This window comes from Spirochaeta thermophila DSM 6578 (assembly GCF_000184345.1).
Lineage (GTDB): Bacteria > Spirochaetota > Spirochaetia > Winmispirales > Winmispiraceae > Winmispira > Winmispira thermophila.
Genome location: NC_017583.1, coordinates 2,205,284 through 2,227,093 on the forward strand (window position 1 = coordinate 2,205,284; position 21,810 = coordinate 2,227,093).

Genomic DNA, 21,810 nt, shown 5'->3' on the forward strand with positions numbered 1-21,810 from the left:
TCATGCCGGGCGTGGTGCTCGAGGGCGTGGGCGCACGCGTGGGAGAACGTGTGCTCTTCAAGGATCTCTCCTGGACGGTACAGGAAGGCACGCGGGCTGCAGTGGTGGGTCCCAACGGGAGCGGCAAGTCCACCCTCCTCAAGATGATGGCGGGCCTGCGCGAACCCGACGATGGTCGGGTCGTCTATTCGGGCGGGGCCCGGGTGGGCTACCTGCCCCAGTGGGGCATCACCACCCCGGAGGGTACGGTGTGGGAAGAGGCGGAGCGGGCGTTCGTGCGGTTCCGCGAGATGGAGAGGAGGGTCCACGCCCTGGGGGAAGAGACCGCACGGGTCGATGCGTCGCGGGCCCTGAAGATCGCGGAGGAGATGGCATCCCTCCAGGAGGCGATCCTCTCCTCAGGCTACTACGAGCGGGAGGGAGAGATCCACCGGGTACTCAGGGGGCTGGGCTTCGACGAGGCCGACTTCTCCCGGCCCTGCAGTACCTTCTCGGGCGGCTGGCAGATGCGCATCGCCCTCGCCCGACTGCTCCTCGAGCGCCCCCACGTCCTCCTCCTCGACGAGCCCACCAATTACCTCGACCTGGAGGCCCGGATATGGCTCCGCTCCTTCCTCGAGGGGTGGGAGGGAGCGGTGGTGACCGTCTCGCACGACCGAGACTTCCTCGACGCACTCATCGACGAGGTGGTGGAGATCTTCGCAGGCAGGGTGAAGCGCTACCGAGGCACCTACTCACGCTACGAAGCACAACGCACCCAGGAGATCTCCCGGCTCATCAAGGCCTACGAAGCGCAGCAGAAGGAACGGGAACGCCTCCAGACCTTCATCGACCGCTTCAGGGCCAACGCCAACAGAGCCTCCCAGGTCCAGGCCCGGATCCTTCGGCTCGAAAAGATGGATGAGGTGGCGCTTCCCCCTCACCTGGTGCCGGTGCACATCCGCTTCCCCTCCGCTCCGTCCTCGAGCAGGGTACTGGTCCAGACCGAAGGCCTCGGCAAGGCCTACGGATCCCGCGAAGTCCTGAGAGAGGTACGCCTCGAGGTGAGCCGGGAAGAGCGGGTGGTGATCGCAGGACCGAACGGTGTGGGGAAGACCACGCTCCTGCGCATCCTCGCGGGCGAGGATCTGGCCTACACCGGCACCCTCCGCTACGGCACGGGTGTGGTGCCCGGCTACTTCGCCCAGGACGTGGCGGAACGCCTTTCGGGACCACAGACCGTGCTGGAGGAAGCCCTCCGGGTTGCGGCAGGGAAGGAACAGGAGGCACGGGACGTGCTGGGGGCCTTTCTCTTCCGGGGGGAGGAGGTGGACAAACCCCTTGCGGTCCTCAGCGGCGGTGAGCGATCCCGCCTCGCCCTCGCACGCCTCTTCTTCTCCGGCGCGAATCTCCTCATCCTGGACGAGCCCACCAACCACCTCGATCTTCACACCAAGGACGCCCTTCTCGAAGCCCTCTCCTCCTTCGAAGGCGGCATCGTCTTCGTCTCCCACGACGCGCACTTCAACCGGGGGCTTGCCACCAGAGTCCTCTACGTCCACGAAGGCACCCTCCGGGAATTCCCCGGGCCGTACGACGAGTTCCTCCGCTGGTGGGAGGAGACCGTCATTCCCTCTCGAACCCACACCCCTCACCCCTCCCCGCCCACCCGCACCGAGAGCGAGGCCCAGAGACGGCGGACGGAGCGAAAGGCCCTCCAGAGAAGACTCCGCCGGTGCGAACGGGAAGAGGAAGAGATCCTCCTCCGTCTTGAGGCCATCGAAGAGGAGCTCTCCTGGATCCACCGGGAGATGGCCCGACCCGAGGTCTACACCGACGGGGAGCGAACCCGCACCCTCAAGGAGCGCCTCTCCACCCTCGAGGAAGAGCAGATCCGCCTCCAGGGTCGCTGGGAAGAAGTGGCCCACGAGGTCGAAACCCTCAAAGAAGCCCTCGAGGAGTAGGGCGCATTCGCTTGTCCATCCACCCGGTTTCCTCTAGTATAGGGACATGGTATCGGTCTATTCATGGAACGTGAACGGCATCCGCGCCGCGGCGAAGAAAGGGCTCCTCGACTGGATCGAGAAGGAGCGTCCCGAGATCCTCTGTCTCCAGGAAACCAAGGCCCGCAGGGATCAGCTCCCCTCTGAGCTCGCCCGACCCGACGGCTATCACACCTACTGGGCCGAGGCCGACAAACCCGGCTACAGCGGGGTGGCCCTCTTCACCCTCTACGAGCCTGTGAGCGTGGAGCCACTGGGCGTGGAAGCGTTCGACCGGGAGGGTCGCACCCTCATCGCCGACTTCGGGAGCTTCGTGTTCTTCGGGTGCTACTTCCCGAACAGCCAGGAGGCGGGAGCCCGTCTCGACTACAAGCTCGCCTACTGCAACGCGGTGAAGGAGCGGGCCGATGCCTACGTGGCAGCGGGGCGACACGTGCTCATAAGCGGCGACTTCAACATCGCCCATACCCCCCTCGATCTCGCCCGGCCCGAGGCGAACGAGAAGAATCCCGGCTATCTCCCCGAAGAGCGGGAGTGGATGACGTACTTCCTCTCCTCGGGCTATGTGGACACCTTCCGCATGTTCACCAAGGAGGGAGGACACTACACGTGGTGGACCTACCGGTTCAAGGCCAGGGAGAAGGACATAGGGTGGCGCATCGACTACCACTGTGTGAACGAAGGGTTCAAGGACAAGGTGAAGGAATCGGTCATCCTCAAGAACGTGATGGGTTCGGACCACTGCCCCGTCAAGATCACCCTCGACGTGGAGGTGTGAGCCGGGCTTTTCTTTTTGGCCCTCCCGTGATACGTTTATACACATGAAGATACGTTACAATGCCCCGGTTGTGCTCACGTTTGGGCTCTTGTCCACGGTCATCCTCATGCTCGACCTCTACGCAGGCACCAACCTGATCCCCCGACTTTTCTCAGTACCGGGACGGGGTGCCTTCGACCCGACTTCCTTCATCCACTGGATACGAATCTTCACCCACGTCCTGGGACACGCCTCATGGGCCCACCTCCTGGGGAACGTGGCCCTCATCTTGCTCCTGGGCCCCATGCTCGAGGAGAAGTACGGGAGCGGGAGGCTCCTCGGAATGATCCTCGTCACCGCCCTCGCGACCGGGATCGCCAACATCCTCCTGTTTCCCACAGGGCTCCTGGGCGCGAGCAGCGTGGTCTTCATGATGATCATCCTCTCGTCGTTCGCCAACAGAAAGGGCAACGAGATCCCCCTCACCTTCATCCTGGTGGTCATCATCTACCTGGGCCGGGAGATAAGCGCAGCCTTCCAGCAGAACAACGTGAGCGAGTTCGCCCACCTCATAGGCGGCCTGTGTGGGAGCGTCTTCGGCTTCCTGCGAACCAAGGGCAGATCGTGATCCGGAGCACCCCATGATACCCGAACGACGCATCGAGGAACTTACCACGCGCTTCAAGGAGCTGGAAACCGCCCTCGCCGATCCTTCGGTCTTCAACGACCAGAAACGATACCGCGAGCTCGCGCAGGAACACGCCCACCTCTCCCAGGTGGTCCGCACGGCCGAGCACTACCGCAGACTCGAGGCGAGGCTCGAAGAGGCGAAGACCGTGCTCGAGGAAGAGGACGACCACGAACTCAAGGAGATGGCCCGCGAGGAGATAAAGGCCCTGGAAGGAGAGATAGCGCGCACCGAACAGCGGCTCAAACTTCTCCTCGTTCCTCCCGACCCCCTCGACGGTAAGAACATCATCCTGGAGATCAGGGCCGGCACGGGCGGCGAGGAGGCCGCCCTCTTCGCCGCCGATCTCTACCGCATGTACGCACGCTACGCCGAGCGCAAGGGCTGGAAGATGGAGATCATGGAGGCGAGCGAGACCGAGCTCGGAGGATTCAGAGAGCTCGTGTGCGCCATAAGCGGGAAGGAGGTCTACGGCCACCTCAGGTTCGAGAGCGGTGGGCACAGGGTGCAGCGGATACCGGTGACCGAGTCGGGAGGCCGCATCCACACCTCGGCCGTGACCGTGGCCGTGCTCCCCGAGCCCGAGGAGACAGAGGTGGAGATACGACCCGAGGACATCCGGGTGGACGTCTTCCGCTCTTCGGGCCCGGGCGGGCAGAGCGTGAACACCACCGACTCGGCCGTCAGGATCACCCATCTTCCCACCGGACTGGTGGTGAGCTGCCAGGACGAGAAGTCGCAACACAAGAACAAGGCCAAGGCCCTCAAGATCCTCAGGGCCCGGCTCTACGAAATGGAGAAGCAGAGACAGGAGTCCGAACGCGCCGCCATGAGGCGGAGTCAGATAGGGAGCGGCGACCGCTCGGAACGGATCCGGACCTACAACTTCCCCCAGAACAGGGTCACCGATCATCGCATCAACCTCACTCTCTACAAGCTCGAAGCCGTGATGGACGGCGATCTCGACGAGATCATCGACGCACTCAGGCTCGCGGTCCAGGAAGAAGCCCTCAGCACCATGACCTAGTATGTCCACCTACCGTGAACTCCTCACCGAGGCCACCCGCACCCTCGCCCGTGCCGGCATCCCCACCCCCTTCCTGGACGCCCTCCTCATCCTCTCCCACGCATCCGGGCTCCCCAAGGAGGCCCTCCTCGCCTCCTACCCCGAGCCCGTACCCCCCGAGACCCGCCGCACCTTCGAGTCCCTCCTCGCCCGCCGCCTCGCAGGCGAACCGGTCTCCTACATCCGGGGCCTCAAAGAGTTCTACGGACTCACCTTCCACGTGGACCGCCGCGTCCTCGTCCCTCGCCCCGACACCGAGGTCCTGGTGGACGCCGCCCTCACCCTCATCCGCCGCGATCCCGCCATCACCCACATCCACGATGCCTGCACCGGCACCGGCTGCATCCTCATCGCCATCCTCACCCACACCCCCCGCCCCCTCACCGCATCGGCCTCCGACGTGAGCGAGGAAGCACTCGACGTCTTCAGGGAGAACGCCTCCCGCCTCCTCGGCACCGTCCCCCCCCACCACCGCTCCGACCTTCTCTCGTCCGTACCCGGCCGCTTCCACCTCATCACCGCCAATCCTCCCTACCTCACCGAGGAGGAAGTCGCCGTCATGAAGGCCTCGGGCTGGCCCGAACCGGCCCTCGCCCTCGCCTCGGGCCCCGACGGCCTCTCCCACATCCGTCGTCTCATCCCGCAGGCACTGGATCATCTCGTTCCCGGTGGGTATCTTATATGTGAGCATCACGACGCCCAGGCCGACGCCGTGGCCGAGCTCTACCGGGAGGCCGGATACACCCACGTCCGGCACCTCCCCGACCTTGCAGGAAGGAGGCGCGCGACCCTCGCGCGGAGACCCCTATGAGCCCTGCACTTCTCATCGACCGGACGCTCACCCCCTCGCTCGGCCGCTACACCGACGAGGAGAAGGCCCGCGTACAGGAGGCCGCGAGGTGGGCCGCACAGCTCCACGAAGGGCAGCTGCGGGCGAGCGGCGAGCCCTACATCAGCCATCCCCTCGAGGTGGCCCGCATCCTCGCCGACCTCGGCATGGACACCGGCACCCTCATCGCCGCCCTCCTGCACGACACCATAGAGGATACCGGCGCCACCAGGGACGAGATCGCCTCACGCTTCGGAGAGGAAGTGGCCCTCCTCGTGGAGGGCGTGACCAAGATCTCCTCCCTCAGGGCGCGCAACCGCAAGATCCAGGCCGCCGAGAGCATACGCAAGATGCTCCTCGCCATGGCGAAGGACATCCGCGTCATCCTCATCAAGCTGGCCGACAAGCTCCACAACATGCGCACCCTGCAGTACCTCCCGCCCGCAAAGCAGAAAGCCATCGCCACCGAATGCCTCGAGATCTATGCCCCCCTCGCCGAGCGCCTCGGGATGTCCTCGCTCAAGGACGAGCTGGAAGACCTGGCCCTCAAACACCTCCAGCCCGAGGTGTACGCAGAGATCGAGCACTACGTGAACGAACGGATCGAAGCCCGCACCGCTCTCCTCGAGGAGGTGGCACGGACCATCAAAAAAGAGGCGGGGAGAGAGGGGATCAAAGTCGAGATCCAGATGAGGCGGAAACACCTCTACTCCATCTACCAGAAGATGAAACGCAAGGCCCGTCCGCTCGAAGAGATCTACGATGTCCTGGGCATCCGCCTCCTCTGCAATACCGAGACCGAGTGTTACACCCTCCTCGGCATCGTCCATCGCCTCTACAAACCCCTCGAGGGCCGCTTCAAGGACTATATCGCCATGCCCAAGGCCAACCGATACCAGAGCCTCCACACCACGGTCATGGTCCCCGGAGGCACCCTGGTGGAAGTCCAGATCCGCACCCACCAGATGCACCGTACCGCCGAGTACGGTATCGCGGCCCACTGGCTCTACAAGGAAGGCATCAGCCCCCACCGGGTCGACGTGGGCGAGCTCTCCATCATCAACCGCCTCAGGGAGTGGAGTTCCCTCAAAGCCACCTCGGGCCAGTTCCTCGAGGAGATTAAACAGGAGATACTCCGCGACTCCATCTACGTCTTCACCCCCAAAGGGGACGTGATAGAACTCCCCAAGGGCGCCACACCCATCGACTTCGCCTACCACATCCACACCGACATAGGCGATCACCTGGCGGGAGCCAAGGCGAACGGCGCCATCATCCCCATCACCGCCGAACTCCAGAACACCCAGGTGGTCGAGATCATCACCTCACCCCATGCACATCCCCACATCGGCTGGTTGCGCGCCGTGAAAACCGCACGGGCGAGGTCCAAGATCAGGGCCTGGATCAACCGTCACGACACCACCTACCTCGTCGAGAAGAACGTGGTGGTGAAGAAACCGTCCGGGCCCTCCCCTCCCCCCTCCCCGCCTCGCGCACGACCCGGAGAGGCACTCAGGGAGGAGAAGAAGATCGGCATCCGGGTGGGCACCGAGCGGAACCTCCTCGTCCGATTCGCCCGCTGCTGTCACCCCGTGACGGGTGACGACATCGTGGGTTACGTCTCCAGGGGAAGGGGCATCATCATCCACCGCCGGGACTGCCCGAACCTCTCGAACATCGAGGACTTCGCGAGGAGGCAGATAGAGGTGGAGTGGGAAAGCATCTCGCCGCGCACGACCTGGCACGTACGGGTCCGTTCCCGACACACCGGCGACCTCTTCTCGGAGGTGGAAGGTGCCATCCGCAAGCTCGGAGGTCACCTCATCGAGGGCAAGATCACCGAACAGCGCCTCGACGAGGTGGATTCCTATTTCAGCCTCGAGGTCGACCGCAAGGAACAGGTCCGTCGGGTCCTCAAAGCAATCCGCGCCATCCCCTCGGTGAAGAGCGTGAGCCTGGTCGAGTGAAAGCCCGGAGAGGTTCTTGCCTTTTCTTATTTATTTAGTAATATTTTAAGGAACATACGATAAAGGAGGCGACATGGCCACCGTGACACTGAAAGGCGAACCCATCCACACCGTGGGAGAACTCCCGGCCCCCGGGCAGAAGGCACCGGACTTCCTCCTCACCACTGTGAATCTCACCGACGTGACCCTCGCCGACTTTCGGGGCAAGAAGAAGATCCTCAACATCGTGCCAAGTCTCGACACCGGGGTGTGCGCCACCTCGGCCAAGCGCTTCAACGAAAAGGTACGGGGACGGGACGACCTCGTGGTCCTCACCATAAGCTGCGACCTCCCCTTCGCCCAGGAGAGATTCTGCAAGACCGAAGGGATCGACAACGTGATCACCCTCTCGCAACTCAGGAACAGGGAGTTCGGCACGGCCTACGGCGTGGAGATCGCAGACGGGCCGCTCGCAGGACTCCTCGCCCGCGCCGTGGTGGTTCTCGACGAGCGCGATACCGTGGTCTACACCGAACTCGTGCCCGAGATCGCCCGGGAACCCGACTACGACGAGGCCCTCCGCCACGTGTAGGTACGGTCGTCACTCGTACCGCAGAGCCTCGTGGGGCATGAGGGAGCCTGCCTTGCCGGCCGGGTACACCCCGGAGAGTATCCCGGTGGCGAGGGCGAGGGAAAAGGCGAGAAAGACCACCTTGAGGTCGATGAGCACTGGCCACCCTGCCCACTCCCCCACCGCGTAGGCCACCAGATAAGAGACGCCGATACCCAGAAGGCCCCCACCCCCGCAGACGAGGAGGGCCTCGAGCAGGAACTGGACGACCACGTGCCGCCGCTTGGCCCCGATGGCCTTGCGGATCCCTATCTCCCTGGTGCGTTCCTTCACCGAGACGAGCATCACGTTCATGATCCCTATGGCAGCCACGAGGAGGGCGATCCCCGCGAGGATCGCCACCGCAGTGGTGATGGTGCCGATCACCTGATCGATCATCTGTATCTGTGTCTTCATGTCTGTCACCATGAACTTGTGGAGCCCGTCGGCGGTCCGGCCGTGCCGTTTCTCAAGGATCTCGAGGATCTCCCGCTTGGCCTCCAGCACCTGTCCGAGGCTCACCGCCTTGCAGAAGACCACCTCGTAGTCCTGTGTCCGCCGTGCGAAGATGCGCTCGAACGCGTACACCGAGAGGATGACCGAGTTGTTGAAGGTCTCATCCGGGTCCGAGAGGCTCACGCCGTAGGTCTTTTCCTTGCGGGCGAGCACCCCCACCACCCGCACCGGCTCTCCCGCGATCTTCACATACTCTCCCACGGCGTTCCCTCCGGGAAACAGCTCCTCGGCCACGAGCGAGCCCACGATGGCGACCTTCGCCTTGGTCCTCACCTCCTCCCCGGTGATGAGCCTCCCCTCGGCGAGGCCGAACTCCCAGAAATTGATGAAGCTCAGGGTGGTACCGGTGACCGTGAGCTGCTTCTCCGCGTATCTCGTCTCGAGGACGGTGCGCAGCTGCACCACCGGGGTCACGTCGCGTATGAACCGGCCGTAACGCTCCAGATCGGCCACATCCTCGGGGGTGAGGAACTCCACGCGGAAGCTCCCCCCCTCCGACCTGGCGGCCCAGTTGGGCTGGACGATGAGGGTGTCGGGTCCCATCCCCTGGAATTCCTCCATGATGATGGCCTTTCCGCCCTCACCCGCCGCCATCACCACGATCACGGCAGAGAGGCCCACCACCACCCCCAGGAGGATGAGGATGGTCCGCGAAGGATGCGCCCAGAGCGACTGCAGGGCTTCCAGAAGGAGGAGTCGTCCCATGCTACACCTCGTACCTGAGGGCCTCGACGGGCATGAGCCGCGAGGCGAGATATGCAGGATAGATCCCGAATACCATCCCCAGGACCAGGGCCCCCATGATGGTGAGCACCACCACACCGGCAGAGAGCATGAACTGCCAGGAGAGGGCCGCACACACCGCAAGGGCGATGAGCACCCCCAGGAACAGGCCGGTGCCGCCGCCCAGGAGACAGAGGACCACGGCCTCCACCAGAAACTGGAGGAGGATGTCCCTTCGCTTCGCACCCACGGCCATGCGGACACCGATCTCCCTCGTACGCTCGGTGACGGCCACGAGCATGATGTTCATGATCCCCAGCCCCCCCACGAGGAGGGAGACCGCAGCGATCACCGTGACGATGAGGGAGACTATGGAGAGGATCCGGTCCACCATCACCACGTAGGTGGAGAGCCGCTCCACCCTGAAGCGTGGCTCACCACGGAGGAGCCCATACCGGTTCCTCAGGTGCTCGTCCACCAGGCGGGCCGCCCGCTCGGCCGCCTCGGGGGTGTCGAAGTCGAGGAGGTAGACCCAGTACCGCCCCGGAATCCCGGGCCAGACCATCCCCTCGAGCAGGGTATGGGGCACGAATACCGAGAGATTGCCGCTCCCGTCCGAGAGGAACTCGGTCTGGGGGTTCCGCTCCACGGTCACCCCCACCACCGTGTAGAGCGAGCCGCCCACCTGGATGCGCTGACCCACCGCAGGCTCATCCTCGAAGAGACGCAGGGCGAGCTCGGGGCCGATCACGCACACCCGCTGCCCGCCCTCCACCTCCTCGTGGGTGAACCCCCTCCCATCGGCCATCCCTATGGAGAAGAGGTCGAAGTGGTGTTCGCTCACACCCACCACGCCGGTGACCTCCCGCCTTCCCCTGAAGGCCACCTCCATGGTGGTGCCGACGATGAGCGGCTCCCCCCTGCGGAACCCCGGCAGGCTCCGGAAGTAGAAGACATCCCGCTCGTCGAGGAACCGCCTCGACTCACCCGCCACATAGGCCCGCCAGTTGACCTGGGCCCACACGAGCGTGGTACCGTATTTCCCCACCACCTCGCCTATGGAGGAGCGGAAGGCGAGTCCCACGATGGAGATCGCGATGAGAGCCGCCACCCCTATGTTGATGGCGAGCATGGTGAAGAACGAACGGACCTTATTCTCCCTTATGACATCGCCCGCCTGGGCCAGGGCCTCACGAAGATCCATCGACTCCCCCATGCTTCTCGATGGCCGAGGAGAGCTCCTCCTCGTCGAGATTGGCCACACGTGAGAGCTCCTCCTCGGCGACCTTGCGCCGCTGGACGCGCTCGTCGCCCCGGATGAGGCCGTCCCTGAGGTAGACGATGCGCTCGGCGTGAAGGGCGATGTCCATCTCGTGGGTCACCATGAGGATGGTGACCCCTTCCCTGTGGAGCTGCTGGAAGAGGGCCATGATGGAGAGCCCGGTGCGGGAGTCGAGGTTTCCCGTGGGCTCGTCGGCGAGGATGATGGCCGGCTCGACCACGAGGGCCCGCGCGATGGCCACCCGCTGACGCTGGCCGCCCGAGAGCTCGTTGGGGCGATGGTGCATGCGGTCGGCCAGATCCACGCGGGCGAGGGCCTCCTCGGCCCGCCTGCGCCGCTCCCGCTCGGGGATGCCGGCGTATACCAGAGGCAGCTCCACGTTCTTGAGCGCCGTCATCCGGGGAAGGAGGTTGAAGGTCTGGAACACGAACCCCACCTTCCTTCCCCTCACGTCGGCGAGCTGGTCGTCCGTGAGGGTGGAGACATCCTCCCCTTCGAGGTAGTAGGTTCCCGAGGTAGGCCTGTCGAGACAGCCCACGATATTCATGAGCGTGGACTTGCCCGACCCGCTCGCACCCATGATGGCCACGAACTCGTTGCGCCGCACGGTGAGCCATATACCCCTGAGGGCCTGCACCTCCACTTCGCCCATGGTGTACGTCTTGGTGACGCCCTCGAGGCGGATGACCTCGTCCATCATCCATCTCCCTCTTCGCCGTCCTTCACCTCCACCTTCACGCGCATCCCCTCCTCGAGGTCCCTGCGTCTCCCCGGAACCACGAGGTCGCCCTCCGAGAGCCCCTCACGCACCTCCACCTTGCCCGGCAAGAGGCTCCCCACCTTCACCTCCACCCTCCTCAGCACGAACCCTTCTTCGTCTTCCTCCACCCGCCAGACATAGGCCGCGTCCTTCTCGATCCAGTAGGCGTCGAGCGGGATGACGGGTGAAGTCCGACGCTCTCCTTCTATGAAGACCGAGCAGCTCGCCCCTATCCACACACCCTCCCGCTCGTCCAGACGGATCCGCACCCGCGCCATCCGCCCTTCGCCGGTCTGCTCCAGCACAGGCGAGATCCACACCACCTGACCTTCGAGATCCCTGTCGGGGGCCACGTCCGCCTCGACCCTCACCCGCGCCCCCTCCCGCACCTTGGGGAGGTCCACCTCGTCCACCTGGGCCACCACCTCGAGCCGGGAATCGTCGTGCAGCTGGGCCACCGGCGTGCCGGCCGCCACCACCGCCCCCCGCTTCACGAGCACCCGTGAGACCACGCCCGTGATCCCGGCCCGCACCACGTACCGCTCCACCTGCTCCCTCGCCGCCTCGAGCTGGGCCTCCGCCTGACGCACCTCAGGGGAGGAGGCCACCACCAGGTCCACTGGCGGGAAGACCTCCGGGACAGGGGCATCGGGCTCGCGCCCCTCCCTCAAGTTGAGCTGCTGCCTCGCGGCGGCGAGCTGCTCCTCCGCCCGCGCCACCTGGTCCTCGGCCTGGCGCAGCTCCTCGTCACTCGCGGATCCTATCCCGTGCAGTTCCCTCACCCGCTCGAGGTTCTTCCGCGCCTCCTCGAGCGCGGTCGAGGCATCGCGGTAGGCGATCCTCAGGTTCACCACCTCACGTCTCACCGCCAGCTCGGCCGCAGCCCGCTGGGCCTCGGCCTGGAGGAGGGCGCCCTCCACCTCCGAGGTGTCGAGCCGCACCAGGATGTCCCCCTTCCGCACCCTCTCGCCCTCCTCCACCAACACGTCCTTCACCACACCCGACGCCTGGGCTACCACCTGCATCTCCTCCCTCGCCCGGATCTCTCCCCGGGCGGCCACCTCGTCCACCACCGCTTCGAGCTGCACGTGCACTACCTCGACCTCGGGGAGTCCTCCTCCTCGCCGCATCCGCGCGATGTTCACCCCGATCAGGGCCACCAGGAGCACCACGAGGACTCCCACCACGATGTGTCGTTTCATCTCTCCTCCTCATCTCATCACGTGATCGGTCGCATACATCCTACCGCCGGGCCTCGCCACGGCCCGCGAATCCGCTCCGCACCAGGTCCACCAGGTCGTACCCGGCGAGGGACCAGACCTCGAGCACCGCGAGGTTGTAGTCCACGGTGTGCTGAAAGGCCTCGAGCAGGGCCCCATCGAGGGCCAGCTTCTTCTCCTGTACCGCGTGCACCGTGGTGCGGCCTGCCTCGAGGTCGCGCTCCGCCACCTCCAACTCCATCCGGGCCGCCTCCACGAGCATGGCATCCACCTCCCGCTGGCGTTCGTATCTGGCGATCTTCCCCAGGAGGGAGGCGGCCCGCATGCGCACCCCCGCCTGCACGGTCGCCCACTCGGCCTCTGCCCGGCGGGCCCGTGCCTCCGCGGCCTCGATCCTGCCCGCCGCGGCCCCTCCGTCGGCGAGCCTGAGGGAAAGCGAAGCCGCCCCCTGGAGCCCGGTGGTGTACTCATCCTCGTCCAGGCTCCGTGAGTGCGAGGCACCGAGACTCACCTCGATCGAAGGGGCGACATCCCTCCGCACGAGCACCACCCCGGCCCGCTCGAGCCCCGCAGCCACGGATGCCCGCCGTACCTCGGGGGATCGGGCCACCACCTCCTCGACCGTGAGCCCGGGGGCGGGAAAGGGGGCCAGCTCGCTCTCCTCGGGGAGCGTGGTGAGACCATAGGCCTCCTGCACGTACGAGGCGAACTCCCGGTAGCCGGCCTCGGCCTCCTCGAAGGCGAGCTTCTCGCGCTCGGCCTCGGCCCTGCTCTGGAGCAGGGCGGTGCGGGTCCACAGCCCGAGGGCCGACTCCCGCTCGATCCGCTCGGCCCTCGCCACCGTGGCCTTCATGCGTTCCTCGGCCAGATGCCGCCGATAGGCGAGCACGAGGAGGTGGAAGTAGTCCTCGGCCGCGGCACGCACGAGCTCGTTGCGGGCCGAAAGCGAGGAGAGGGCCGCTTCCTCCTCTCGGAGCCTGAGCTGATCCCGGACCGCCCCAAAGACCCCGGTCGCGAGGGGCTGGGAGAGCGAGATTCCCAGGGACACCGAGAGGGAACGGGCAGGATCGAGGGAGTAACCGAGAAGAGAAGCGGCTGCCTCGGGCTCCACCTCTCCCACGTCACTGTAGGAGAAGGACCCCTGCAGCGAGCCTGCGAGCGTTCCACCCGTGGGGAGGAGCTGGGTGGCACTGAGTCCCACCCCCGGCATCACCGAAACTCGGTGATGCACATCCACGGATCCCACCCCCTCCACCTCGGAGTGAGCTCGCACCTCGTCCTGCACCTCGAGCGGCACCGAAAGCCCCACGTTGGGCAGGAGCGAGGCCCGCTGCTCCCTCAAGGCCGCTTCCCGGGCCGCCTGCGCGGCCTCGAGTGCCTCACCCTGGGACGAAGCGAGGGCGACCTCGAGAAAGGACTGGAATCCCTCCGCCTGGACAGCTCCCGGCAGGAGCAGGAGCACCAGGAGAAAGGCGAACGCTCTCCTCATACCGCGCCCGGCACGAACAACACCGGCACCACCGAGAAGGCCACGAAGACCACGTAGAAGAGCACCGTCACCAGCACGGCCTTCCGCCGGGGAACCCCTACGCTCGAGACGAGTCCTGCGTAGAGGAGTACCAGGTAGAGAATCGAGAAGATGTCCGTGGCTGCATTGACGAGAGCGTATCCCACGTGCCCCAGGTCGGAAGGAGAGAGGACCGCGGCCATGCTCAGCGGGGGCTGGAGGGCGTACCCGAGATCGAGAGAAGTACGCACGTTCTGGAAGAGTGTGTACGGATCGGCGCTCACCACCAGGATCTCCCTGATGAGGCTCCCCAGGAGGAGGACGGGATACGCGAAGACCCCCACCGCATAGGCGTGCCTGAACCGGACCGTCACTCCTCCCATGCGCGCCCCCACCCAGACGAGGAGCCCCACGAGGATAAGTCCTATGACCACACTGATACCGCTCCCCACCACGCTCGAGACGATGGACCACGTGCGCATCCCCGGGGAGGAGAGCTGCTGCTCCATCTGCGAGACCTGGGCCTCGGAGAACTCCTGGCCCATGGCCTCGAGGGTCTGCACCTGCATCCTCACCAGAGCCTCAGCGTAGGCGGGGTGGGTCATCACCGGCACCAGGAGCGCCGTGATCACCATGGCGAGAAGGGCACAGATCAGGGTGGGCATCCCCACCTTCGTCCCGGTGGAGATCATCTTGAACCCGTTGAATGGATCGAAGAGCACCGATTTCCACGATTTCCACATGGTCCACTCCTTTTTGTGTTCTACCAAGCTAGGACAGTATATCAAATCTATCACGGAAACACCGCCCCGTCAAGGGATCAGGTTGCATTCTCCCCCGGTTGGGAGATCCTGTCAACTTCCCTTGTCAGTACCCAACAACTGGACTATGCTTGTAGTAAAGGAGCCGATCGTGTCCTTCTTCAAGGAGGTGCTCTTCAACCTCTCCCTCATCCTGGCCCTCACAGGGCTCTCCGAGCTCCTCGCCCGCCGATGGCTCCCCTTGCATCCCTCCGGAAAGGTCCTCCAGGGTCTCCTCTTCGGCGCCGTCACCCTGGTGGGCATGACATTCCCTGCGCACCTCGCCCCTGGCGTCATCTTCGACGGCCGCTCGATCCTCATCAGCCTCTGCGCCTTCCTCATGGGCCCCCTCTCCGGCGCCCTCACCGCCGTGCCCGCCGCACTCTATCGCATCGTCCTTGGAGGGCCGGGCGCCCCCACCGGCGTGCTCGTCATCCTCTCCTCCTACCTCCTGGGAATCCTGGGCCGGGATCTCATCAGGCGGTACCACCTCTCCTACTCCCTCACCTCCATAGGTATCCTGGCCCTGTCCGTGCACGTGGTGATGCTCCTCCTCATGTTCACCCTCCCGGGACCGCTCGTGTATCCCACCATCGGCGCCATCTGGGAGGCGGTGCTCCTCGCCTATCCACTCGCGGAACTCGCAACAGGGTCCATCCTCCTCGACCACCTCCTGGTGCGAAAGTCCACACGGGAGGCGCAGGCGGCCCTCACCCTCCACCTCACCACCCTCAAGAGCATAGGGGATGCGGTGATCGTGACCGACCCGGAGGGGAGGGTCCTCTTCCTCAACCCCGTGGCCGAACGTCTCACGGGCTGGCGCACCGAGGAGGCCGTGGGGCGGCCCGTCGACGACGTCTTCGTCATCGTGAACGAGGAGACGGGCGAGGCCGCCCCATCGCCCGTGGAACGCGTACTCGAGGAAGGGATGGTGGTGGGGCTCGCCAACCACACCGTACTCCTCGCCCGCGACGGCCGTACCATCCCCATCGCCGACAGCGGGGCACCCATCCGCACCGAAGGGGGAACGATCCTGGGCGTGGTCCTGGTCTTCAGGGATCAGAGTGCGGAGCGTGCCTACATCGCGGCACTCAAGGAAAGTGAGGAGAGACTCCGTCTGGTCTTCGAGACCTTCCCCGAGGCCGTGGCCATCAACCGGGCGAGCGACGGACGGTACGTGGACGTGAACGAAGGTTTCACCTCCATCACCGGCTACACCCGGGAGGAGCTCATAGGGAAGTCCTCGCTCGAGCTCTCCATATGGAAGGAACCGGCGGATCGTGCCCGCCTCGTGGAGCAGCTCCAGAAGGAGGGCATCGTCCGCACCTTCCAGGCACCCTTCACCATGAAGGACGGGTCGGTACGACAGGGACTCATGTCCGCCGCCCTCATGGACCTGAACGGCGAGCCCCACATCCTCTCCATCACGCGGGACATCACCCCTCTCAAGAAACTGGAGGAGGAGCTCGCCCGTCGTCTCAGGGAACGGGAAGCCTTCCTGCGTGAACTCCAGCACCGTACGAAAAATCACCTCCAGATCATCGCCTCCTTCATCCACCTCTCCCTGGAGAAGGTGGAAGACCGTAGCTTCCGTCACATCCTCCACGACCTGGAGACCAGGGTACGGACCATGGCCCTGCTCCACCAGAAGCTCTACGAGTCGGGAGATCCCTCCCGCCTCGACCTGGATGCCTTCTTCAAGGAGCTCCTCCCCCTGCTCTCCGGTATCCTCCCCCGCTCGGTGAAGATCGACTACTCCGGAGAGTCGGTTTCCGTACTCCTCGACACGGCCGTACCCCTGGGACTCGCGGTCCACGAGCTCGTCCTCAACGCGGCCAGACACGCATTCGGCCCGGAGGGCGGTACCATCCGCATCACGCTCTCCAAGGAAGGGGAGGGGCTCCGCCTCACGGTGGCGGACTCGGGCAAGGGACCCTCCGAAGGGTTCTCCCCGTCCATGGAGGGGGGACTCGGCCTCATCACGGTCCACGAGCTCATCCGGAACCAGCTCAGAGGTTCCATCGAGTGGCACGGCCCCCCCGGCCTCACCTGGGAGATCCACGTCCCCAGGGAGATCTACCATCCCCGGGTCTAGCCCGTCTCCTGCCGGGTTTCCCTCTGATATTTCTGTGGACGAACGGGGGGTCTCCCGCTATAATGGGGCCGGAGGCATGCGGTGAAGATCCTTCTCGTGGACGACGAAGAGGTGTTCGTGCGGCTCGTGGAGACCATGCTGGAGGGACAACCGGACACCCTCCTCTGGGCGCCCGATACGGAAGCGGCGCGTCGCATCCTCGCGGAAGAACACATCGACGTGGCACTCATCGACATCGTCCTGGGCGAGGAGGACGGCCTGACCCTCCTCCCGGTCCTCAAGGAACACCACCCCCTCACCATCCCCGTGGTGGTGAGCGGTCATGCGAGCATGGAATCGGCCATCCGCGCCCTTCAGCAGGGAGCCTACGACTACCTCCCCAAACCCATAAGCAGGCCGGAACTCCTCAACCTGCTCTCCCGGTGCAGGGAGAAGCTCTTCCTCCAGGAGGAACGCGAGCGCGCGACGAGAGTGCTCCTCCAGATGCAGAAACTCGAGGCCGTGGGTCGGGTGACGGCCACCATCGCCCACGATTTCAACAATGTCCTCACTGCGATCATAGGGAACACCGAGCTCCTCCTCGAGAGTCTCAGGGAGCACGGGGCTCGCCAGGACATCGAGGATGCCCAGGAGATCCTCGCAGCCGCACGACGGGGGAAGGACCTCACCCGGCACATCCTGGCTTTCTCAAGCCGGAGCATGGTGATAGAGGGCGCCACACTCGTGGATCAGGCCCTCGCCTCCCGGGAGGACATCTGGCGGCGGCTCCTTGCGCCCGAGGCGGAGCTCGTCCTCTCCCTCTCGGCGCCGGATGTGTCCGTGGGGATGAGCCCCTCGCACATTGAGCACATCGTCACCAACCTCCTGCTCAACGCCAAGGAGGCGGTGGCCGAGGCGGGCCGGGGGAAGGACCGGGTGATACTCTCCACCGCCGTGGTGGAGGGGGCTCTCCCCGAACATCTGACCCCCCTCCTTCCCGTGGGCACCCCGTACGTGAGGATAGGGGTGGAAGACCACGGCGTGGGGATGGACGAGGAGACCCTCGCACGTGCGCCGGAACCCTTCTTCACCACCAGGAAGGCGAGGCAGGCCTCGGGCACCGGGCTCTCGGTGGTCTTCCACCTGGTCAAGGGGGCCCGGGGCGTGGTGGACATCGCCTCGACGCCGGGGGAAGGCACCCGGGTCGATGTCTACCTGCCCGTGAAACACGAGGCCTCATGAGCATCCACGTGGTGCTCCACGAGCCCGAGATCCCCCAGAACACAGGGAACATCGCCCGTACCTGCGCGGCCACGGGGGCCGTCCTCCACCTCATAGAGCCGCTCGGCTTCTCGCTCGAAGACCGATACCTCCGTCGGGCAGGGCTCGACTACTGGCCCATGGTGGATCTGCGCCTCCATTCCTCGTGGGATGCCTTCCTGGAGGAGGAACGCCCTTCTTCGCTCTTCCTCCTCTCCACCAGGGGGACGAGGTCGTACCACACCTGCTCATTTCCGGACGAGACATACCTCGTTTTCGGCAAGGAGACCGCGGGTCTTCCTCCCCGCATCCTCGAGGCCTTTCCCGACCGGGTGGTCAGGATCCCCATGCGAGCCGGGGCGCGGTCATTGAATCTTTCGAACGCCGTTGCTATCCTTGTATACGAGGCTCTCAGGGTCCAGGGGTTTCCCGGCCTCGTATAGAGCGGCCTCATCTCACATGAGGAGGCACCATGGAGATACGGACCGTGGGGTGTGTGGGTTTCGGCATGATGGGAGAGACACTCGTGAAGGGGATACGCAGGGCCTTCCCGGACGTGCAGTTCATGGTGGTGGAGAAGGTGAGGGAGCGGGTGCAGAGGGCATGCGAGGAGTACGGCGCGGAGGATACGACGGCGACCCCCGCGCGGGTCTTCACCGAGGCGGACCTCGTGATCCTGGCCGTAAAGCCCCAGGACAGAGACGCCCTGAAGGGCATGGCGCCGCCCGAGACGCGGGCCGTGCTCTTCTCGATCATCGCAGGTACGCCCATACGTTTCTTCGAAGAAACCTTCGGGACCCGGGAGATCGTGCGGGTCATGCCCAACATCGCGGCCATGGTCCGGAAGGCCCCCATGGGGATGAGTTTCCACCCCCTCGCATCCGAGGAAACCCGCACACGGGCCCTCGCCGTGGCGCGTGCGGTGGGCACGCCGTTCGAGATACCGGAACGCCTCATGCCGGCCTTCACCGGACTCTCGGGATCGGGAATCGCCTACGTGCTCTCGTTCCTCCACGGCATGGCCCTGGCCGGGACCATGGCGGGTATACCGTACACCGAGTCGCTCCGGATCGTGGAGGCCCTGGTGGAAGGCACGGTGGCCCTGCGGAGGGAGACGGATCGCCACCCCGAGGAGATGCTCACCTGGGTGACCTCGCCCGCAGGGACCACCATCCAGGGCGTGCACGCACTCGAGGGAGGGGCGTTCAAGGCCCTTCTCATGGATGCGGTGAAGCGGGCGGCCGATCGGGCCCAGGAGTTCGAGGGCTAGACTGCTTCGTGCTCTTCGCCACGCTGCACGAACGTCATCTCACAGGGAAAGGAGCGGATGATGCTTGATCTCAGGTTCGTGAAGGAACACGTGGACCTGGTGAAGGAGAACGTGAGGAACAGGTTCATGGAGGTGGATGTGGAGGGGGTGGTGGCCCTCTACGACAGGCGCAACGACCTCAAGGCACGGGTGGACGAACTCCGGGCGCGGCGCAACGAGCACGCCCGCCTCATGAAGAGCGCCTCGCCCGAGGAGCGGCCTGCCCTGGTGGAGGAGGGACGGCGTCTCAAGGAGGAGATCGCCCGGCTAGAGGGCGAGCTCGCCGCGGTGGAGGAAGAACTCCGCCGTGAGGCGCTCCGCATACCCAACCTGAGCCACCCCGAGGCCCCGGTGGGCAAGGAGGAGAAAGACAACCTGGAGATCAGGCGCTGGGGAGAGGTCCCCTCGTTCGACTTCGAACCGAGGGATCACCTCGAGCTCGGACGCCTGCTCGACATCGTGGACTTCGATCGGGCCGCAAAGGTGAGCGGGGCGAAGTTCTACTACCTCAAGAACGAGGGTACCCTCCTGGAGCTGGCCCTGATACGCTACGCGCTCGACGTGCTCAGGGAGAAGGGGTTCGACCTCTTCACCACACCCGACCTCGCGAGGGAATCCATCGTGGAGGGGATAGGGTTCCAGCCCCGGGGAGCCGAGAGCAACATCTACACCGTGGAGGAGACCGACCTCTGCCTGGTGGGGACCGCGGAGATCACCCTGGGGGGAATGTACGCGGACGAGATCATCCCGGGGCAGGCCCTCCCCTTGAGGTTCGCGGGGCTCTCCCACTGCTTCAGAAAGGAGGCGGGGGCCGCCGGACAGTATTCGAAGGGACTCTACCGGGTGCACCAGTTCACCAAGGTGGAGATGTTCGTCTACTGCCGACCCGAGGAGTCCGAGGGGATGCACCGGGAACTCCTCGCGATCGAGGAGGAGATCCACGCGGGCCTGGGGATACCCTACCGGGTGGTGGACACGTGCACCGGAGACCTCGGTGCGCCAGCCTACCGCAAGTTCGACCTCGAGGCCTGGATGCCGGGCCGGGAGGGATGGGGTGAGATCACGAGCACGTCCAACTGCACCGACTACCAGGCCCGCAGGCTCGGGGTGCGGTTCAAGGAGGCCGAGGGCGGGAAGCCCAGGTTCGTACACATGCTCAACGGAACGGCGCTCGCCGTCCCCAGGGTGATCATCGCGATCCTGGAGAACTTCCAGGAACGGGACGGGTCGGTGCGTATCCCGGAGGCCCTCGTGCCTTATACCGGTTTCGACGTGATACGTCCGAAGGCAGGGAGCTGAGGCGGCCCCGGGGGAGAGGAGGACATGGACGAGCGACAGGACGGGACGATCATCGTGGCCGAGGTGGGCACGGGTCACCACGGGGAGAAGGAGAGGGCCGAAGAGCTCATCGAGGCGGCACGGGAGGCGGGCGCCGACTGGGTGAAGACGCAGGTGGTGTGGGCGGAGGAGATCCTTCACCCGCGATGTGGGGTGGTACCCTTGCCCGGCGGTCCCGTGTCGCTCTACGAGCGGTTCCGGAGCCTCGAGGTGCCGGAGGAGTTCTACGAGTGGTTCGCCGCCCGGGCGCTCGAGGCAGGGATGCGGCCGCTCTTCTCGGTGTTCGGGATGCGGAGCGCGGCCCTCATGGGGAGGCTTCTCGCCGTCTTCGGCGGGGAGATCCCTGCGGTGAAGATCGCCTCGCCCGAGCTCGTGTACGTGCAGCTTCTTGATGCGGTCCGGCGTCTGGGGATGCCGGTGGTCCTCTCGTCCGGGGTGTCCCTGTTGGGCGACATCGAGACGTCGATCGGGGTGCTGCGCGGGGAGGGCTGGATGGTGCCGGGGTGGGGGCGTGTGGAGGGGGATGGGAAGGGGGTACCGGTCACCTTGCTCCACTGCGTGACGGCGTATCCCGCACCCGAGGAGGACTACAACCTGCGGGTCCTGCCCCTGCTCGCAGGGCTCTTCGGCGTGCCGGTGGGGGTCTCGGACCACAGCAGGGATCCGGAACTGATACCGGCGACGGCGGTGGCGTTGGGTGCGCGGATGATCGAGAAGCACCTGTGCCTCTCCCACGAGGGGGGGGGGCTCGATGATCCGGTGGCGCTCGAGCCCGATGAGTTCGCACGGATGGTTGGGGCGGTGCGGGCGGTGGAGGGAGCGGGGGAGGAGGGGCTCAGGGTGGTGCGCGAGGCGTACGGGGCGCGCGTGGAGGGGGTGCTGGGGAGCGGAGAGAAGCGGCTCGCGCCGGCGGAGCGAGGCAACTACGGCAGGTCGAACCGGTCGATCCACGTGCGCCGCACCGTGAAGGCAGGGAGCGTGCTGCGAGAGGAGGACCTCGTGGTGGTACGGACCGAGAAGATGTTGCGGCCCGGTCTGCCGCCGGTGTTCCTGCCGGTGGTGGTGGGCAGACGTGTGGCGCGTGAGGTGGAGGAGGGGGAGGGGCTGCGGTGGGAGGATCTCCTCCCCTGATACGGCCATCGA

Annotated in this window: 19 protein-coding genes; 13 read left to right on the forward strand and 6 right to left on the reverse strand. The window is 65.5% G+C overall.

Annotated features, from left to right (window positions below):
- Positions 1–2 precede the first annotated feature (2 nt).
- The 7 genes from SPITH_RS10045 to tpx all read left to right on the forward strand — a co-directional run bounded on the left by SPITH_RS10045 (position 3) and on the right by tpx (position 7,860).
- Positions 3–1,943 carry an ABC-F family ATP-binding cassette domain-containing protein gene (locus SPITH_RS10045; protein ID WP_014625550.1) on the forward strand — a complete coding sequence of 647 codons (1,941 nt, stop codon included), beginning with the start codon at positions 3–5 and terminating at the stop codon, positions 1,941–1,943.
- Between the two features lie 46 nt (positions 1,944–1,989).
- Positions 1,990–2,760: an exodeoxyribonuclease III gene (locus tag SPITH_RS10050; protein ID WP_014625551.1), complete on the forward strand. Its 771-nt coding sequence runs from the start codon at positions 1,990–1,992 to the stop codon at positions 2,758–2,760.
- Between the two features lie 43 nt (positions 2,761–2,803).
- A complete protein-coding gene (locus SPITH_RS10055; RefSeq protein ID WP_014625552.1) occupies positions 2,804–3,367 on the forward strand; it encodes a rhomboid family intramembrane serine protease in 564 nt (187 codons plus the stop codon).
- 13 nt (positions 3,368–3,380) lie between these two features.
- Positions 3,381–4,454: a peptide chain release factor 1 gene (gene prfA / locus SPITH_RS10060; RefSeq protein WP_014625553.1), complete on the forward strand. Its 1,074-nt coding sequence runs from the start codon at positions 3,381–3,383 to the stop codon at positions 4,452–4,454.
- A 1-nt stretch (position 4,455) separates the two neighbouring features.
- Positions 4,456–5,304: a peptide chain release factor N(5)-glutamine methyltransferase gene (prmC, locus tag SPITH_RS10065; protein WP_014625554.1), complete on the forward strand. Its 849-nt coding sequence runs from the start codon at positions 4,456–4,458 to the stop codon at positions 5,302–5,304.
- Positions 5,301–7,289 carry a RelA/SpoT family protein gene (locus tag SPITH_RS10070; protein ID WP_014625555.1) on the forward strand — a complete coding sequence of 663 codons (1,989 nt, stop codon included), beginning with the start codon at positions 5,301–5,303 and terminating at the stop codon, positions 7,287–7,289. The genes prmC and SPITH_RS10070 overlap by 4 nt, the downstream gene beginning before the upstream one ends.
- A gap of 73 nt (positions 7,290–7,362) precedes the next feature.
- The gene (gene tpx, locus SPITH_RS10075) at positions 7,363–7,860 is read left to right on the forward strand and encodes a thiol peroxidase (protein ID WP_014625556.1); all 498 of its coding nucleotides are present in this window, start codon (positions 7,363–7,365) and stop codon (positions 7,858–7,860) included.
- A 9-nt stretch (positions 7,861–7,869) separates the two neighbouring features.
- Here tpx and SPITH_RS10080 read toward each other — a convergent pair whose 3' ends face one another.
- The 6 genes from SPITH_RS10080 to SPITH_RS10105 are packed head-to-tail and all read right to left on the reverse strand — an operon-like array spanning position 7,870 to position 14,629.
- The gene (locus SPITH_RS10080; RefSeq protein WP_014625557.1) at positions 7,870–9,099 is read right to left on the reverse strand and encodes an ABC transporter permease; all 1,230 of its coding nucleotides are present in this window, start codon (positions 9,097–9,099) and stop codon (positions 7,870–7,872) included.
- Position 9,100: 1 nt separating this feature from the next.
- Positions 9,101–10,321 (reverse strand): ABC transporter permease, encoded by a 1,221-nt coding sequence (locus SPITH_RS10085; RefSeq protein ID WP_014625558.1) that lies wholly within the window; start codon positions 10,319–10,321, stop codon positions 9,101–9,103.
- Positions 10,308–11,099, reverse strand: a complete 792-nt coding sequence (locus tag SPITH_RS10090; protein WP_014625559.1) for an ABC transporter ATP-binding protein — start codon at positions 11,097–11,099, stop codon at positions 10,308–10,310. The genes SPITH_RS10085 and SPITH_RS10090 overlap by 14 nt, the downstream gene beginning before the upstream one ends.
- Positions 11,096–12,361: an efflux RND transporter periplasmic adaptor subunit gene (locus SPITH_RS10095; RefSeq protein WP_014625560.1), complete on the reverse strand. Its 1,266-nt coding sequence runs from the start codon at positions 12,359–12,361 to the stop codon at positions 11,096–11,098. The genes SPITH_RS10090 and SPITH_RS10095 overlap by 4 nt, the downstream gene beginning before the upstream one ends.
- 40 nt (positions 12,362–12,401) lie before the next feature.
- Positions 12,402–13,868 carry a TolC family protein gene (locus tag SPITH_RS10100; protein ID WP_014625561.1) on the reverse strand — a complete coding sequence of 489 codons (1,467 nt, stop codon included), beginning with the start codon at positions 13,866–13,868 and terminating at the stop codon, positions 12,402–12,404.
- Positions 13,865–14,629 carry a YIP1 family protein gene (locus tag SPITH_RS10105; RefSeq protein ID WP_014625562.1) on the reverse strand — a complete coding sequence of 255 codons (765 nt, stop codon included), beginning with the start codon at positions 14,627–14,629 and terminating at the stop codon, positions 13,865–13,867. The genes SPITH_RS10100 and SPITH_RS10105 overlap by 4 nt, the downstream gene beginning before the upstream one ends.
- Positions 14,630–14,798: 169 nt before the next feature.
- Between SPITH_RS10105 and SPITH_RS10110 the strand changes: the two genes are divergently transcribed.
- The 6 genes from SPITH_RS10110 (at position 14,799) to SPITH_RS10135 (ending at position 21,798) form a co-directional block, all read left to right on the forward strand.
- Positions 14,799–16,781, forward strand: a complete 1,983-nt coding sequence (locus tag SPITH_RS10110) for a PAS domain S-box protein (RefSeq protein ID WP_245523383.1) — start codon at positions 14,799–14,801, stop codon at positions 16,779–16,781.
- Between the two features lie 81 nt (positions 16,782–16,862).
- Complete coding sequence (locus SPITH_RS10115) at positions 16,863–18,002, forward strand: sensor histidine kinase (RefSeq protein ID WP_014625564.1); 1,140 nt, start codon at positions 16,863–16,865, stop codon at positions 18,000–18,002.
- Positions 17,999–18,463, forward strand: coding sequence for a tRNA (uridine(34)/cytosine(34)/5-carboxymethylaminomethyluridine(34)-2'-O)-methyltransferase TrmL (trmL, locus tag SPITH_RS10120; RefSeq protein WP_014625565.1), 465 nt, complete (start codon positions 17,999–18,001; stop codon positions 18,461–18,463). The genes SPITH_RS10115 and trmL overlap by 4 nt, the downstream gene beginning before the upstream one ends.
- A gap of 29 nt (positions 18,464–18,492) precedes the next feature.
- Positions 18,493–19,290: a pyrroline-5-carboxylate reductase gene (gene proC, locus SPITH_RS10125; protein WP_014625566.1), complete on the forward strand. Its 798-nt coding sequence runs from the start codon at positions 18,493–18,495 to the stop codon at positions 19,288–19,290.
- Between the two features lie 60 nt (positions 19,291–19,350).
- Entirely contained in the window at positions 19,351–20,628 is a 1,278-nt protein-coding gene (serS, locus tag SPITH_RS10130) for a serine--tRNA ligase (protein WP_014625567.1), read from the forward strand.
- Between the two features lie 24 nt (positions 20,629–20,652).
- Complete coding sequence (locus SPITH_RS10135; protein WP_014625568.1) at positions 20,653–21,798, forward strand: N-acetylneuraminate synthase family protein; 1,146 nt, start codon at positions 20,653–20,655, stop codon at positions 21,796–21,798.
- Positions 21,799–21,810: the final 12 nt, after the last annotated feature.

What these genes read in the sequence shown, in the direction of transcription:
- SPITH_RS10055 (WP_014625552.1), top strand. Translation starts at nt 2,804, where the DNA reads ATGAAGATACGTTACAATGCCCCGGTTGTGCTCACGTTTGGGCTCTTG.
- SPITH_RS10095 (WP_014625560.1), bottom strand. Translation starts at nt 12,361, where the DNA reads ATGAAACGACACATCGTGGTGGGAGTCCTCGTGGTGCTCCTGGTGGCC.
- SPITH_RS10070 (WP_014625555.1), top strand. Translation starts at nt 5,301, where the DNA reads ATGAGCCCTGCACTTCTCATCGACCGGACGCTCACCCCCTCGCTCGGC.
- SPITH_RS10135 (WP_014625568.1), top strand. Translation starts at nt 20,653, where the DNA reads ATGGACGAGCGACAGGACGGGACGATCATCGTGGCCGAGGTGGGCACG.
- SPITH_RS10105 (WP_014625562.1), bottom strand. Translation starts at nt 14,629, where the DNA reads ATGTGGAAATCGTGGAAATCGGTGCTCTTCGATCCATTCAACGGGTTC.
- serS (WP_014625567.1), top strand. Translation starts at nt 19,351, where the DNA reads ATGCTTGATCTCAGGTTCGTGAAGGAACACGTGGACCTGGTGAAGGAG.
- proC (WP_014625566.1), top strand. Translation starts at nt 18,493, where the DNA reads ATGGAGATACGGACCGTGGGGTGTGTGGGTTTCGGCATGATGGGAGAG.
- tpx (WP_014625556.1), top strand. Translation starts at nt 7,363, where the DNA reads ATGGCCACCGTGACACTGAAAGGCGAACCCATCCACACCGTGGGAGAA.
- SPITH_RS10050 (WP_014625551.1), top strand. Translation starts at nt 1,990, where the DNA reads ATGGTATCGGTCTATTCATGGAACGTGAACGGCATCCGCGCCGCGGCG.
- SPITH_RS10045 (WP_014625550.1), top strand. Translation starts at nt 3, where the DNA reads ATGCCGGGCGTGGTGCTCGAGGGCGTGGGCGCACGCGTGGGAGAACGT.
- SPITH_RS10080 (WP_014625557.1), bottom strand. Translation starts at nt 9,099, where the DNA reads ATGGGACGACTCCTCCTTCTGGAAGCCCTGCAGTCGCTCTGGGCGCAT.
- SPITH_RS10090 (WP_014625559.1), bottom strand. Translation starts at nt 11,099, where the DNA reads ATGATGGACGAGGTCATCCGCCTCGAGGGCGTCACCAAGACGTACACC.
- prmC (WP_014625554.1), top strand. Translation starts at nt 4,456, where the DNA reads ATGTCCACCTACCGTGAACTCCTCACCGAGGCCACCCGCACCCTCGCC.
- SPITH_RS10100 (WP_014625561.1), bottom strand. Translation starts at nt 13,868, where the DNA reads ATGAGGAGAGCGTTCGCCTTTCTCCTGGTGCTCCTGCTCCTGCCGGGA.
- prfA (WP_014625553.1), top strand. Translation starts at nt 3,381, where the DNA reads ATGATACCCGAACGACGCATCGAGGAACTTACCACGCGCTTCAAGGAG.
- SPITH_RS10085 (WP_014625558.1), bottom strand. Translation starts at nt 10,321, where the DNA reads ATGGATCTTCGTGAGGCCCTGGCCCAGGCGGGCGATGTCATAAGGGAG.
- trmL (WP_014625565.1), top strand. Translation starts at nt 17,999, where the DNA reads ATGAGCATCCACGTGGTGCTCCACGAGCCCGAGATCCCCCAGAACACA.